Source organism: Micromonospora haikouensis (assembly GCF_000876225.1).
Taxonomy (GTDB): domain Bacteria; phylum Actinomycetota; class Actinomycetes; order Mycobacteriales; family Micromonosporaceae; genus Micromonospora; species Micromonospora haikouensis.
This window is the reverse complement of the sequence record NZ_JXSX01000001.1, coordinates 1832708-1846650: the sequence shown is the minus strand read 5'-3', so window position 1 is coordinate 1846650 and position 13943 is coordinate 1832708. Positions and strand designations below refer to the sequence as shown.

Annotated in this window: 11 protein-coding genes; 6 read left to right on the top strand and 5 right to left on the bottom strand. The window is 74.4% G+C overall.

The genetic code is table 11. From position 1 onward, the window contains the following. The first annotated feature begins 24 nt into the window (after positions 1-24). Together TK50_RS08125 and TK50_RS08120 are read left to right on the top strand one after the other, a co-directional pair. Positions 25-606, top strand: a complete 582-nt coding sequence (locus tag TK50_RS08125) for an isochorismatase family protein (protein WP_043962168.1) — start codon at positions 25-27, stop codon at positions 604-606. A gap of 72 nt (positions 607-678) precedes the next feature. Next, entirely contained in the window at positions 679-1989 is a 1311-nt protein-coding gene (locus tag TK50_RS08120; RefSeq protein ID WP_082106214.1) for an MFS transporter, read from the top strand. A gap of 676 nt (positions 1990-2665) precedes the next feature. Here the strand turns inward: TK50_RS08120 and ctaD are convergent. After that, entirely contained in the window at positions 2666-4423 is a 1758-nt protein-coding gene (gene ctaD, locus TK50_RS08115; protein ID WP_043962167.1) for an aa3-type cytochrome oxidase subunit I, read from the bottom strand. Between the two features lie 259 nt (positions 4424-4682). Further along, positions 4683-5789, bottom strand: coding sequence for an FAD-dependent monooxygenase (locus TK50_RS08110; protein WP_043962166.1), 1107 nt, complete (start codon positions 5787-5789; stop codon positions 4683-4685). A 229-nt stretch (positions 5790-6018) separates the two neighbouring features. On the opposite strand from TK50_RS08110, the gene TK50_RS08105 reads away from it, so the two are divergent. Both TK50_RS08105 and TK50_RS08100 read left to right on the top strand, forming a co-directional pair. Continuing rightward, on the top strand, positions 6019-6840 hold the full coding sequence (locus tag TK50_RS08105; RefSeq protein ID WP_043962165.1) for an IclR family transcriptional regulator: 822 nt from the start codon (positions 6019-6021) through the stop codon (positions 6838-6840). 133 nt (positions 6841-6973) lie between these two features. Continuing rightward, positions 6974-8092, top strand: coding sequence for a glycoside hydrolase family 12 protein (locus tag TK50_RS08100; protein ID WP_043962164.1), 1119 nt, complete (start codon positions 6974-6976; stop codon positions 8090-8092). A gap of 77 nt (positions 8093-8169) precedes the next feature. Here the strand turns inward: TK50_RS08100 and TK50_RS08095 are convergent, their stop codons facing one another. Then, the gene (locus tag TK50_RS08095) at positions 8170-8955 is read right to left on the bottom strand and encodes an aldo/keto reductase (protein ID WP_043962163.1); all 786 of its coding nucleotides are present in this window, start codon (positions 8953-8955) and stop codon (positions 8170-8172) included. Between the two features lie 149 nt (positions 8956-9104). Here TK50_RS08095 and TK50_RS08090 point away from each other — a divergent pair, with 149 nt between their 5' ends. Together TK50_RS08090 and TK50_RS08085 are read left to right on the top strand one after the other, a co-directional pair. Continuing rightward, entirely contained in the window at positions 9105-10184 is a 1080-nt protein-coding gene (locus tag TK50_RS08090; protein ID WP_043962162.1) for a DNA polymerase ligase N-terminal domain-containing protein, read from the top strand. Positions 10185-10215: 31 nt separating this feature from the next. After that, positions 10216-11406, top strand: a complete 1191-nt coding sequence (locus TK50_RS08085) for a threonine synthase (RefSeq protein WP_043962161.1) — start codon at positions 10216-10218, stop codon at positions 11404-11406. A gap of 23 nt (positions 11407-11429) precedes the next feature. On the opposite strand, the gene TK50_RS08080 is transcribed toward TK50_RS08085, so the two are convergent. Together TK50_RS08080 and TK50_RS08075 are read right to left on the bottom strand one after the other, a co-directional pair. Then, positions 11430-13214: a glycoside hydrolase family 15 protein gene (locus TK50_RS08080; protein ID WP_043962160.1), complete on the bottom strand. Its 1785-nt coding sequence runs from the start codon at positions 13212-13214 to the stop codon at positions 11430-11432. 135 nt (positions 13215-13349) lie between these two features. Continuing rightward, positions 13350-13742 carry a cupin domain-containing protein gene (locus TK50_RS08075; RefSeq protein WP_007075021.1) on the bottom strand — a complete coding sequence of 131 codons (393 nt, stop codon included), beginning with the start codon at positions 13740-13742 and terminating at the stop codon, positions 13350-13352. Positions 13743-13943: the final 201 nt, after the last annotated feature.

Here is a 13943-nt window from a genome sequence, read left to right as displayed (position 1 = left end):
TATTAGCGAAGGAGCACCCCTGGCATGGCGAACGCGCTGATCATCGTCGACGTGCAGAACGACTTCTGCGAGGGCGGCTCCCTCGCGGTGGCCGGGGGCGCCGGCGTCGCCGCGGGGATCTCCCGGCTGCTGGCCGCCGAGCCCGACCGCTGGGACCACGTGGTGGCGACGAAGGACTACCACGTGGACCCGGGCGCGCACTTCGGCAACCCGCCCGACTACATCGACTCCTGGCCCGCGCACTGCGTCGTCGGCACGCCCGGCTCGGAGTTCCACCCCGAGCTGGCCACCGACCGGATCGAGGCGATCTTCCACAAGGGCGAGCACGCGGCGGCATACTCCGGATTCGAGGGGCACGCCGCAGACGGCGAGCGCCTCGCCGACTGGCTGCGCGCCCGCGGGGTCGACCGGGTCGACGTGGTCGGGGTCGCCACCGACCACTGCGTCCGGGCCACCGCCCTGGACGCCGCCCGGGAGGGGTTCGCCACCACCGTGCTGCTCGACCTCACCGCCGCCGTGGCACCCGAGACCCTGGACGTCGCCCTGCGGGCGATGGACGGCGCCGGGGTGGCGATGACCGGCACGCCGGTGATCACGGCCACCTGAGCGGGTAAACCACTGGCGGGTGTCACACCCCCGGTCGAGGATGTCGGGCGGAGGTGTCCCACCGTCGTGAACATGTCGCCCTACCGGCAGGCGCTCGCCCTGCCCGGCCTCCGGTCGCTGCTGCTGGTGTCCGTGCTCGCCCGCGTCCCGCTCACCGCGACCGGGGTGACCATCACCTTCCACGTGGTGCTCGACCTCGGCCGGGGCTACGGCGCGGCCGGCCTGGTCGGTGCGGCGATGACCGTCGGCGCGGCGCTCGGCGGCCCGCTGCTCGGCCGGCTCGTCGACCGGCGCGGCCTACGGCCGGTGCTCGTGCTGACCACCGTCGCCGAGGCGATCTTCTGGTCCACCGCGCCGACGCTGCCGTACCCGGTGCTGCTGCCGGCGGCGTTCGTCGCCGGCCTGCTCGCCCTGCCGATCTTCTCGGTGATCCGGCAGTCCATCGCCGCGCTCGCGCCGCCCGAGCACCGCCGCCCGGCGTACGCGCTGGACTCGATGTCGGTGGAGCTGTCGTTCATGGTCGGCCCGGCCCTCGCCGTGGCGATGTCCACCGCCGTGTCCGCCCAGGTCACCCTCTACGCGGTCGGCGCGGGCATCGTCGCCGCCGGCGTCACCCTCTGGCTGCTCGACCCGCCCACCCGCGCCGCCGACGAGCCCGCCACGCAGCGGCGACGGGTGCCCCGCCGGGAGTGGCTGACCGGCAGGCTGGTCGCCGTCCTCGCCGTGAGCCTCGCCACGACCCTGGTGCTCGGGGGCACCGACGTCGCGGTGGTCGCCGTGCTGCGTGCCGGCGGCGAGGTCGGCTGGACCGGGGTGGTGCTCGCCGCGTGGGCGGTCGCGTCGCTGGTCGGCGGCTTCGCGTACGGCGCGGTCAGCCGCCCGGTCTCGCCCCTGGCCCTGGTCACGGTGCTCAGCCTGTGCACCATCCCCGTCGGGCTCGGCGGGGCGCACTGGTGGCTGCTCTGCCTCGCCCTCGTCCCGGCCGGGATGCTCTGCGCGCCGACGCTCGCCGCGACGGCCGACACGGTCAGCCGGCTCGTCCCCGCCGACGTGCGGGGCGAGGCGATGGGCCTGCACGGTTCGGCGGTGACGGTCGGCATCGCCCTCGGTGCGCCGCTGGCCGGCGCGGTCATCGACGCCTCCGCCCCGCCGTGGGGCTTCGTGGTCACCGGCGCGATCGGGCTGCTGGTCGCCGCCGCCGTGCTCCCCGCCGAACTGCGCCGCCGCACCACCCCGACCGTGGCCACTCCGGCCGTGACCACTCCAACGGTGGCCGCCCCGGCTCCCGCGGCGGACCCGATCCCGCCGCTTCCGGCCGAACCGGTCCCCGCGTCACCGGCTCCTGCTGCACCGGCCTCCGCCGCCACCGGCGTCACCGGTTGACCCGCTGGGCACGGTGACACGGCGTGCACGGTGACACGGCGTGCACGGTGGAGGGCCGGGGCCGACCGTGCCCGGCTCCGGGCGGTCAGGCTTGATCCCTCCGCCGGTCACGGTCGGCCCCGGCCGTCGGTGGTCGCCCCGGGTCGCGGGCCGCGAAGGCCAGTCGGCACCGCCGCCCCGCACCTGATCGCCCCGCCATGTCGGCGACATAGCGGTATCCCACCCCCTCCAACCCCGCCATGTCGCCGACATGGCGAGCGACCCAAGCGGGCTGGCCCGAGAGCTGGCCCGGGACGGGGCAGGCGGGGGCGGGTTGGCCGGGGCCACGCCCGGCTGGAGCTCCACCCGTCGCGCGCCGCCCAGTCGTCCCGGTGATCAAGAGAAAAGCGTCAAAGTTGATCGCGACGATGACGCAAACCTCTTGATCACCGCAGTGGGGGCGCCCGGTGCTCGCCCCTCGCCCGGAAGACGGGTGGCGGGAGGCGGGAGGCGGGTGGGTGGGTGGCGGGTGGGTGGGTGCGCGGCCCGCAGGGCACGCGGCGGGGCAGGCCGTGGGGGCACCGCGGTGGGGCAGCGCGTTCGGGGCAGCGCCTGGCGTCGGGTGGAAGGGCCCGGACGGCGACGGGCGCCGCACCCCTGGGGGTGCGGCGCCCGTCGTACGAGTTGACCGGGCGGGTCAGCGCTGGTCGAGGTTGCCCGCCTTGTCCTCCTGGTAGCTGGCCCCGTTGTCGGATTCGCTGGTCAGCGGCTTGGAGCCGCCCTCCGGCGGGCCGGCGAGGCTCTGGCCGGCGGCCAGCTCGGGGAACTTCGCGTCGAACGCGGGGCGCTCGGAGCGGATCCGGGGCATCCGGTCGAAGTTGCGCAGCGGGGGCGGCGAGGTGGTCGCCCACTCCAGCGAGTTGCCGTGGCCCCACGGGTCGTCGACCTCGACCACCGGGCCGGTCTTGTACGACTTCCAGCAGTTCCAGATGAACGGCAGGGTCGAGATGCCGGTGATGAACGCCCCGATCGTGGAGATCATGTTGAGCGTGGTGAAGCCGTCCTGGGGCGCGTAGTCGACGTACCGCCGGGGCATGCCCTCGTTGCCCAGCCAGTGCTGCACCAGGAACGTGGTGTGGAAGCCGATCATGGTCAGCCAGAAGTGGATCTTGCCCAGGCGCTCGTCGAGCATGCGGCCGAACATCTTCGGGAACCAGAAGTAGATGCCGGCGAAGACGGCGAACACGATCGTGCCGAAGAGCACGTAGTGGAAGTGCGCCACCACGAAGTACGAGTCGTGCACGTGGAAGTCCAGCGGCGGGCTGGCCAGGATCACGCCGGTGAGGCCACCGAAGAGGAAGGTCACCAGGAAGCCGATGGCGAAGAGCATCGGCGTCTCGAAGGTGATCTGGCCCCGCCACATGGTGCCGATCCAGTTGAAGAACTTCATGCCGGTCGGCACGGCGATCAGGTAGCTCAGGAAGCTGAAGAACGGCAGCAGCACCTGGCCGGTGGAGAACATGTGGTGCGCCCAGACGCTCATCGACAGGGCGGCGATGGCGATCGTCGCGGCGACCAGCCCCTTGTAGCCGAAGATCGGCTTGCGGGAGAAGACCGGGATGACCTCGGTGATGATGCCGAAGAACGGCAGCGCGATGATGTACACCTCGGGGTGGCCGAAGAACCAGAAGAGGTGCTGCCACAGCATCGGGCCGCCGGTGGCCGGGTCGTAGACGTGCGCGCCGAGCAGCCGGTCGGCGGCGAGCGCGAAGAGCGCGGCGGCCAGCAGCGGGAAGATCAGGATCGCCAGCAGGCTGGTGACCAGCATGTTCCAGGTGAAGATCGGCATCCGGAACATCGTCATGCCGGGGGCGCGCAGGGTCAGGATCGTGGTGATCAGGTTGACCGCGCCGAGGATGGTGCCCAGACCGGAGATGGCCAGGCCGACGACCCACATGTTCGCGCCGACGCCCGGCGAGTGCTCGGCGGTGCTCAGCGGGGTGTACGCGGTCCAGCCGAAGTCGGCCGCGCCACCCGGGGTGATGAAGCCGGCGGTCGCCATCGTGCCGCCGAACAGGTAGAGCCAGTACGCGAAGGAGTTCAGCCGGGGGAACGACACGTCCGGGGCGCCGATCTGCAGCGGCACCACGTAGTTCGCGAAGGCGAACACGATCGGCGTCGCGAAGAACAGCAGCATGATCGTGCCGTGCATCGTGAACAGCTGGTTGTACTGCTCCGGCGACAGGAACTGCAGCCCCGGGCGGGCCAGCTCGGCCCGCATGATCAGCGCCATCAGGCCGCCGATCATGAAGAACGCGAACGCGGTGACCATGTACATGATCCCGATCTGCTTCGCGTCCGTGGTGCGCAGCAGCCGCGCGATTGCCGACCCCTTGACCGGCTCTCGGACCGGCCAGGGCCGGGTCACGACCGGCTTGGGTGCGACGGTGGTCACGAGTGGCCTCCGGTTCTGGGTTGTCCCGCTCGGCACGCCCTGGTTATCTGCGAGCCGTCATCCGCAAGGAGGATAGTCCCCGGCAGGTGGGGGTGCCGCGTGGGGTGGCCGGCTACGATCACGCCCCGTTCGCGCGCGCTCGCGCCGGCGCGACCGACGGCCCCGCGCGCCCGTCGTCGGCGTCAGGGCAGATGCGGCGGGCGGCGAACACGCGGGCGCGACCGACCGCCCCACCCGCCGGGGCGACCGACGACCCCGCTCACACCGGCTTGACCAGCAACCCGTAGTGCGCGCCGAAGATCTCCGCCCCGCGCCGGCGCAGGAACGGGTCGCGCAGGGCCGGCGGCACGTCGCGGGTGCGGTTGCGGTCCCGGGTCCGGTCCCGCACCCACTGGGTACGCGGCCGACGGCGGCTCTCGTACGCGACCAGCGCCTCCTCGACCGTGTCGGTGGTGGTCAGCGACTCGGCCAGCACCACGGCGTCCTCCAGGGCCATGGCGGTGCCCTGCGACAGGGTGGGCGCGGTGGCGTGCGCGGCGTCGCCGACGAGCAGCACCCGCCCCCGGGACCACCGGCCCAGCTCGACCTCCTCGGTGATGCCGACGTGCACCTGCTCCAGGGCGTCGAGCACCTCGGGCACCGGGCCGGCGTACGCGCCGAACAGCTCGGTCAGCCGCGTGATGGGGTCGGCGGGGGCTACGGTGCCCACCTCGTCGGCGTAGCAGTAGAGCCGGCCGGCCCCGAGCGGCACGACGAGGAAGCCGGCCTGCTGGCCGAGCAGGGCGGTCCACTCGTCGACGCGCGGGCCACCCCGGACGACGCCGCGGTAGACGACGTGCCCGGCCGGGCGGGGCGCACCGCCGAGCGCGGCGAGGGCGCGCACGGTCGAGCGGGGGCCGTCGGCGCCGATCACCAGGTCGTACTCGGCGGTGGTGCCGTCGGCGAAGGTGATGCCGACGGCGGCCGGCAGCGGCTCGACCTCCCGCACCTCGACGCCGTGGCGGACCTCGCCGCCAGCCCCGGTGAGCAGCACCCGGTGCAGCTCCGACCAGGGCAGCGCGCGGCATTCGCCGACGTCCGCCCAGAGCGAGCCCAGGTCGACCTCGCAGAGCGGGTCGCCGGCGGCGTCGAGGAAGCACTGCCGGCGGATGATCTGCCCGAGGGGACGCACGGGGCCGTCGAGGTCGAGCCCGCGCAGGGCGCGGGCCGCGTTGCCGGGCAGGTAGAGACCGGTGTCGACGAGGGCCGAGGCCGGCAGGCGCTCGGTGACGTCGGGCCGGAGGCCCACCCTCCGCAGTGCCCGGGCCACGGCCAGACCGGCGATGCCCGCACCGACGACGAGGATGCGCAGGGGGGAGCCACCCATCGTGGTGTACGCCTCCGGGGGGTAGCGGCACGCGTTGGAGGCAAGACACTACTCGGTGCGATCGACGCACGCCAGGGCCGTTCGTCTCGGGCGGGTCGACCCTCGACGGGTTGCGTCGATTGCCGGGGGACGGCCCACGGACCGGCCGGCTGGGCGAAAAAGTTGTTCCGCGAGGTGAACGCCGTTCCGTCGGTACGCCGATCCATCGACGACCACTAAAGTGTTGGGGGTGACGGCGGACGACGCGCACCGGGCGGTGAAGTCGGCCGGTCGCGCGCTGGACGTGCTGGAGGCGCTGGCGGCGGCCGGCGGCCCGCGCCCGCTGGGCGAGCTGAGCCGGACGCTCGGCATCCCCAAGAGCAGCCTGCACGCGCTCCTGCGCACCCTGCTGTCGCGGGGCTGGGTGGAGACGGACGACGGCGGCGGCCGGTTCGCGCTCGGCCTGCGGGCCCTGGAGGTCGGCGCGGCGTACCTGGGGCGCGACGGCGCGACGGGCCTGCTGGGCGGCGTGCTCGACCGGCTGACGGCCCGGTTCGGCGAGACCGCGCAGCTGTTCCGGCTCGACGGCGGGTCGGTGGTGCTGCTGGCCCGGCGGGAGTCGCCGCACGCGCTGCGCGCGTACCACCCGATCGGCTGCCGACTGCCGGCGCACGCCACGGCGGCGGGCCGGGCGCTGCTCGCGCAGCGGCCGGACGACGCGGTGGACCGGCTACTGAGCTGGCCGCTGCCGGCCCGGACGGCGAGTACGGCGACGGGGCCGGCGTGGCTGCGCGCCGAGCTGGCGGCGGTGCGCGAGCGGGGCTGGGCGGCGGAGGCGCAGGAGTGCGACCCGGGGCTGGGAGCGGTCGCGGTGGCGGTGCCGCTGCGGCAGCCGGCGACGGAGGCGATCGCGCTCTGCGCGCCGGTCGCGCGGCTGGGGCCGCAGACCCGGGCGCGGATGGCCGCCGCGCTGGTCGAGGCGGCCGCGCGGGTGGGCGCGGGGCGCCCACTGCTGGCCGGGGATTCGTGGCCGCCGTTCGACGGGCCGAACGGCGATCCTCCGCTAGCTTAACCGTTTCATTTGCGCAACGGTTTCAAACATGTAAATGTGTCGGCGGAGCGTGGGAGCGCTCCCGCGCCCACCTCCAGACCGCACCGCACCCCCGACCCGTCCCGAGCGTTTCGCCGTCGCAGCAAGGAGCATCATGAAGCGTCCACTCCGCGCACTCGCGGCCGCCGGCCTCCTCGCGGCCGCCTCGATCGTCGCCGTCGCCGTCGGCGGCACCGCCTCCGCCGACACCCAGATCTGCGAGCAGTTCGGCTCGACGGTCATCGGCGGCAAGTACGTCGTGCAGAACAACCGCTGGGGCACCACCGCCCAGCAGTGCATCAACGCCACCAGCACGGGCTTCGAGATCACCACCCTCAACGGCAGCAGCCCGACCAACGGCGCGCCGACCGCGTACCCGTCGATCTTCGTCGGCTGCCACTACACGAACTGCTCGCCGGGGACCAACCTGCCGGTGCAGGTCAGCCAGATCAGCAGCGCCCCCAGCAGCATCAACTACCGCTACGTCAGCGGGGCCATCTACAACGCCTCGTACGACATCTGGCTCGACCCGAGCCCCAAGCGGGACGGGGTGAACCAGATGGAGATCATGATCTGGCTCAACCGGCAGGGCCCGATCCAGCCGATCGGCTCCCCGGTGGGCAACGCCAACATCGCCGGTCGCAACTGGGAGGTCTGGCGCGGCAACAACGGCGGCAACAACGTGATCTCCTACGTCGCGTCGTCGGCGATCCCCAGCCTGAGCTTCGACGTGCTGCACTTCATCAACGACACCCGCAACCGCGGGGCGATCACCAACTCCTGGTACCTGACCAGCATCCAGGCCGGCTTCGAGCCCTGGCAGGGCGGCGCCGGGCTGGCCGTGACGAACTTCTCGCAGAGCGTCAACACCGGCGGCACCCCGCCCACCACCAACCCGACCCCGCCCCCGGGCACCGGCGCCTGCGCGGTGAAGTACACGGCCAACTCGTGGAACAACGGCTTCACCGCCGACGTGCAGATCACCAACACGGGCACGGCGACGCTCAACGGCTGGACGCTCAACTACAACCTGCCGGGCGGGCAGCAGATCACCGGCTCGTGGAACGCCACCGTGTCCCAGAGCGGCTCGGCCGTGACGGCCCGCAACATCAGCCACAACGGCACCCTCGCCCCGGGCGGCACGGCCACCTTCGGCTACCAGGGCACGCTGAGCGGCGCGTACTCGTCGCCGAGCAGCTTCACCCTCAACGGCATGACCTGCACCCGCTCCTGACCAGCCACCGCACGACGGGGGCGGCCCGGTCTCGGGCCGCCCCCGCGCCGTGGGTCGGGCCCGCCCCCGGGTGGACGTCAGCCGCCGAGGGCGTCGATGTCGCGCATCTCCTCGGCGGTCAGCGAAAAGCCCCAGATGTCGGCGTTGGTGCGGATCCGCTCCGGGGTGACCGACTTCGGGATCACCACGATCCCGTGGTCGACGTGCCAGCGCAGCACCACCTGGGCCGGCGACACGTCGTGCGCGGCGGCGATCCGGGTCAGCACCGGGTCGGACAGGTCTGTGGTCTTGAACGGGCTGTACCCCTCCAGCACCACGCCCCGGTCCCGGTGCTCGGCGTGCCGCCGCCGGTCGTACAGCGCGGGACCCCAGCGGATCTGGTTGACCGCCGGGACCTCCCCGGTGGCCTGGATCAGCTCGTCGAGCTGCGCGGTGCCGTAGTTGCTCACCCCGACGGCGCGGGTCAGGCCCTCGTCCCGCGCGGCGAGCAGTTCCCGCCACACCGGGATGCTGTCCGACGCCGCCGACGGCGGCCAGTGGATCAGCCAGAGGTCGACGTGGTCGAGGCCCAGGGCGCGCAGGCTGGCCTCGATCGTCTCGCGCTCCCGACCCACCCGGTCGGGCGGCAGCTTCGTGGTGACGAAGACGTCCTCCCGGCGCAGGCCGCTGTCGCGGACCGCCCGGCCCACCTCCGCCTCGTTGCCGTACATGGTGGCGGTGTCGACGTGCCGGTAGCCGGCGTCGAGGGCCGCGAGCACCGCCGCGTGCCCGGCCTCGCCGGTGGCCTGCCAGGTGCCGAAGCCGAGCAGCGGCATCCGCACGTCGCCGGGAAGCAGAACGGTGGGCTGGTCGAGGGTGTCCATGGCCGCTGTCCTACCCCTGATCGGGCCGGCCATGCCGCCCACGGACGACCGGCACACCGCACCGCGACGACCGGCGCACCGGCACCGCGACGACCGGCGCAACCGCACACCGGCCTGCGCGCCCGTCCGGTTCGACGGAGAATGCGGGGGTGGCCGACCGCCTGGAGGAGTACCGCCGCCGGCGGGACGCGCAGCGGACCCCCGAGCCGGTGCCGCAGCGTCCCCCGCGCCGCCGCCGGGGTGCCGGCGACGGGCGGCGGGCCCGGTTCGTGATCCAGCAGCACCACGCCCGCCGGCTGCACTGGGACCTGCGGCTGGAGCACGAGGGCGTGCTCGCCTCCTGGGCGGTGCCGCGCGGGCTGCCCCGGGAGCCGGGCCACAGCCACCTGGCCGTGCACACCGAGGACCACCCGATGGAATACCTCGACTTCCACGGCGAGATCCCGGCCGGCGAGTACGGCGGCGGGAAGATGATCATCCACGACGCCGGGACGTACCGCAGCGAGAAGTGGCGCGACGACGAGGTGGTCGTGGTGCTCGACGGGCGGCGCACCAGCGGCCGGTACGTGCTGTTCGCCACGGGCGGGCGGGACTGGCTGGTCCGCCGCACCGATCCCGCGCCGCCGGGCTGGAGCAGCATGCCGGAGCTGGTCCGCCCCATGCGCCCCACCCGGGCCGCCGGGCTCCCGCGCGACGCCGCCGACTGGGGGTACGAGCCCCGCTGGGACGGCGTCCGGGCGACGGCGTACGTCTCCGGCGGCCGGCTGCGGCTGAGCGACGACTCGGGCGGGGACGTCACCGGGGCGTACCCGTGGCTGCGGGAGCTGGCCGAGGAGCTGGCACCGACGGAGGCGGTCCTCGACGGCGTGCTGGTCGACATCGACCGGCGCGGCCGGGTGCGGCCGGCCCGACCCGGCGGCGGCCGGCGCTCCGACCCGGCGGGGCAGTACCTGCTGTTCGACCTGCTCTGGCTGGAGGGCGCGCCGAGCGCCGACCTGCCGTACGCGCGCCGCCGCGAGCTGCTCGACGGCCTGGCCCTGGCCGGCGCGCACTGGCAGACCCCGCCATGGTTCCCGGGCACCGGGGTCGAGGCCCTGCGGGCGGCCCGCGAGCAGGGGCTGCCCGGGGTCGTGGCCAAGCGGCTGGACTCGGCGTACGAGCCGGGGCGGCGCAGCCGGCGCTGGCTGAGCATCGACGCGACCACCGCCGCCAGCATCGACGCGACCTGACAGCTCCGAGCCGAGGGCGGGAGAACGCACCGTGTACCTGACGCACCTGGAGTGCCCGCGCTGCGGGCGGGCGTACCCAACCACGGAGCCGCAGAACCTGTGCGCCTGCGGCTCGCCCCTGCTGGCCCGCTACGACCTCGCGGCCGTGGCCGCCGCGGTCACCCCGGAGCGGTTCGCGCTGCGCCCGGCCGACCTGTGGCGCTACCGGGAGCTGCTGCCCGTGGCCGACCCCCGGCACGTCACCACGCTGGGCGAGGGCTGGACGCCGCTGCTGCGCGCCCCGGCGTACGGGGCCCGGATCGGCATCCCCGACCTGATCGTCAAGGACGAGGGGCTCACCCCGACGGGGTCGTTCAAGGCGCGGGGCGCCGCGGTCGGCGTGAGCCGGGCCCGGGAACTGGGCGTACGGCGGATCGCCATGCCCACCAACGGCAACGCGGGCGCGGCCTGGGCGACGTACGCGGCCCGCGCCGGCCTCGCGTCGACCATCGTGATGCCGCTGGACGCGCCGGCCATCTGCCGGCGGGAGGTGCTGGCCGCCGGGGGCGACCTGCGCCTGGTCGACGGGCTGATCAGCGACGCCGGCCGGCACGTGGCCGCGCTCGTGGCGGCGGCCGGCGGCGCGGTCTTCGACGCCGGCACGCTGCGCGAGCCCTACCGGCTGGAGGGCAAGAAGACCATGGGGTACGAGATCGTCGAGCAGCTCGGCTGGCAGGTGCCCGACGTGATCGTCTACCCGACGGGCGGCGGGGTGGGGCTGATCGGCATCCACAAGGCGATGCAGGAGCTGCACGGGCTGGGCTGGATCACCGACCGGCCGCCCCGGCTGGTCGCCGTGCAGTCGACCGGCTGCGCGCCGATCGTGCGCGCCTTCGCCGCCGGGGAGGACCGGGCACGGCCGTGGGCCGACGCGCGCACCGTCGCGTACGGGATCACCGTGCCGGCGCCGCTCGGCGACGAGCTGATCCTGGCCGCGCTGCGGGCCAGCGCCGGCACCGCGATCGCGGTGGACGACGCGGAACTCCTGGCCGACCTGCGGCACTTCGGCGCGGACGAGGGGCTGCTGCTCTGCCCGGAGGGGGCGGCCTGCCTGACCGCCGCCCGGCACCTGCGCGAGGGCGGCTGGATCCGGGCCGGCGAGCGGGTGGTGGTGCTCAACACCGGCGCCGGGCTGAAGTATCCGGAGACGGTGGACGTCTCGGCGGCCCCGGTCGTGGCCTGACCGGCCGGGCGCAGCGGGCCGGGTCAGCTCGTGGTCGGGTCGGTCAGCCGCCACGCGGCGTTGACCAGCCCGATGTGCGACAGCGCCTGCGGCGTGTTGCCCAGGTGGGCGCCGGTGCCCGGGTCGATCTGCTCGGGCAGCAGCCCCACGTCGTTGGCGTGCCCGAGGAGTTGCTCGAACAGCCGCCGGGCCCGGTCCCGCTCGCCGGTCAGCACCAGGCACTCCACCAGCCAGAACGAGCACAGCAGGAAGCCGGCGGGGTCGGTGGACCAGCGCCGCACCAGGCCGTTGCCGGCGCCCAGCTCGCGCTCGACCGCCTCGATGGTCGCGCGCATCCGGGGATCGGTCGCGTCGGCGAAGCGCACCAGGGGCAGCAGCAGCGCCGAGGCGTCCAGCTCCGGCGAGCCGAAGGCCCCCGTGTACGCGCCGACCCGCTCGTTCCAGCCCTCCCGGAGCACGGTTGCGCGGATCTCGTCGCGGGTCGCCGCCCAGCGGCGCGGGTCGGCCCGCCCGCCGAGCTGCGGGGCCAGCGCCACCGCCCGGTTCAGCGCCACCCAGCAGAGCACCTTGGACGACAGGTAGTGCCGGTCGGCGTCCCGGGTCTCCCACATCCCCCGGTCCGGCAGCCGCCACGTCACGGCCACCTGGTCGGCGAGGCCGACCACCATCTCCGCCAGCTCGTCGGCGAGAGTGTCGCCGAGCTGCTCGTGCAGCCGCCAGACCGCCGAGATCACCTCGCCGGGCACGTCGAGCTGCCGCTGCCGCCAGGCGTCGTTGCCGAGGCGGACGGGCCGGCTGTCGGCGTATCCCCGCAGGTGGAGGCAGTCGTGCTCGGAGAGGTCCCGCTCCCCCTCCAGCCCGAACAGCACGGGCACCGGCGCGTCGCCGATGCGGCCGATCGAGCGGGCCGCCCAGGCGAACAGGCGCGACGCCTCCTCCGGGCAGGCCGCCACCCACAGGGCGCGCATCGTCGCCGCGAAGTCGCGCAGCCAGGAGAACCGGTAGTCGTAGTTGCGGTCGCCGCCGAGGCGTTCCGGCAGCGAGGTGGTCAGGGCCGCGGCGACCGCGCCGCTGCGGGCGTACGTGAGGCCGGTGAGCACCACCGCGCTGTGCCGCACCTGCGGGACGTACTCGCCCTCGTAGTGGTGGGACTCGCGGAACGCCTGCCACGCCCGGGTCGTGTCGGTGAGCGCGGCGACCGGGTCGAGGCGCACCGGCGGGTCGCCGTACGCCGGGGCGTACGCGAGGGTGAAGCCGACGGTCTCACCGGCCGCGACCGCGAACTCCTGCCGGACCCGGTCGCGGTCCGCGCGCAGGGCGGGCCCGGTCCCGGCCAGCACCAGCACCGCCGGGCCGGCGGCGGCCAGCACGCTGCCGTCGGCCTGCTCGTGCAGATACGGCGTGAGCAGGCCGTGCTCCGGCCGGGGCGCGAGGTCCAGGCCCATCCGGACCCGGCCGGTGAGCCCCTCGACGACCCGCAGCAGCACGGCCGGGGAGTTCATGCCCAGCTCGTGGCCGCGCGCGCCGGCCTCGGCGGCGAGCGCGTCGGTGACCGCGACGCTGCCGGAGGGGGTGTGGTGGACGGTGCGCAGCACCAGCGTGTCCGGCCGGTACGCCCGCTCGACCCGCGACGGCGCGAGCGGGGCGAGCCGCCAGTGCCCGGCCGCCGGGTCCAGCACCCGGGCGAGGACGGCGGACCCGTCGAACCGGTCCGGGCACCACCAGTCGACCGAGCCGTCCCGGCCCACCAGCGCGCCGGAGCGGCAGTCGGACAGGAACGCGTAGTCGGAGATGGGCGGCTGTTCCACCCGGCCGGGGTACCCGCGCCGGCCCGGATCAGGCAGCGGGACCCGACCCGGGCGGCGGACCGGTCAGGCAGTACGGCGCGGACCGGGCGGCGGGGCCGGCCCGGCGCGCGGGCGGGCCGGGCCCCGGCCGTCGGCTCAGGAGGTGGGCGGCTCGTCCTCGCCGGCCGCCTCCGCCGCGTCGGCCTCCTCCTTGGTGTGGTGGACGGCCTGGTCGGCGTGCTCGGGCGGCCCGTAGACGGTGTAGAGCACCAGCGGGTTGGGGCCGGTGTTGACGAAGTTGTGCTTCGTGCCGGCCGGCACCACCACGAGGTCGCCCTGGGCGACCTCCTTCTTCTCCCCGGCGACGCGGGCCTCGCCCGTGCCGCTGACGAAGGTGAGGATCTGGTCGATGCCCTCGTGGACCTCCTCGCCGATCTCGCCGCCCGGCGGGATCGTCATGATCACCAGTTGGGTGTGCTCACCGGTCCACAGCACCCGCCGGAAATCCGGGCTCTTCTCGGCGACGGTCGCGATCGTGAAATGCTCCATGGCCCGCACATACCCGGTCCCGCCCCGCGTCACGCCGGGAACGACGGATGGTGGAATTTCCCACTGATCCGAGGTTTGGACCCGCCCGGACCGGGCATCGAGGTCTCGACCGACGCACCCGTTCGGTCGAGCCAGGTCCCCGCCGGCGTACCGCCGTACGGCTGCGGTGGTGGGAGACGGCCGGAGCGCGGCGACGTTACG

What these genes read in the sequence shown, in the direction of transcription:
- TK50_RS08075 (WP_007075021.1), bottom strand. Translation starts at nt 13,742, where the DNA reads ATGGAGCATTTCACGATCGCGACCGTCGCCGAGAAGAGCCCGGATTTC.
- TK50_RS08100 (WP_043962164.1), top strand. Translation starts at nt 6,974, where the DNA reads ATGAAGCGTCCACTCCGCGCACTCGCGGCCGCCGGCCTCCTCGCGGCC.
- TK50_RS08120 (WP_082106214.1), top strand. Translation starts at nt 679, where the DNA reads ATGTCGCCCTACCGGCAGGCGCTCGCCCTGCCCGGCCTCCGGTCGCTG.
- TK50_RS08095 (WP_043962163.1), bottom strand. Translation starts at nt 8,955, where the DNA reads ATGGACACCCTCGACCAGCCCACCGTTCTGCTTCCCGGCGACGTGCGG.
- TK50_RS08125 (WP_043962168.1), top strand. Translation starts at nt 25, where the DNA reads ATGGCGAACGCGCTGATCATCGTCGACGTGCAGAACGACTTCTGCGAG.
- TK50_RS08110 (WP_043962166.1), bottom strand. Translation starts at nt 5,789, where the DNA reads ATGGGTGGCTCCCCCCTGCGCATCCTCGTCGTCGGTGCGGGCATCGCC.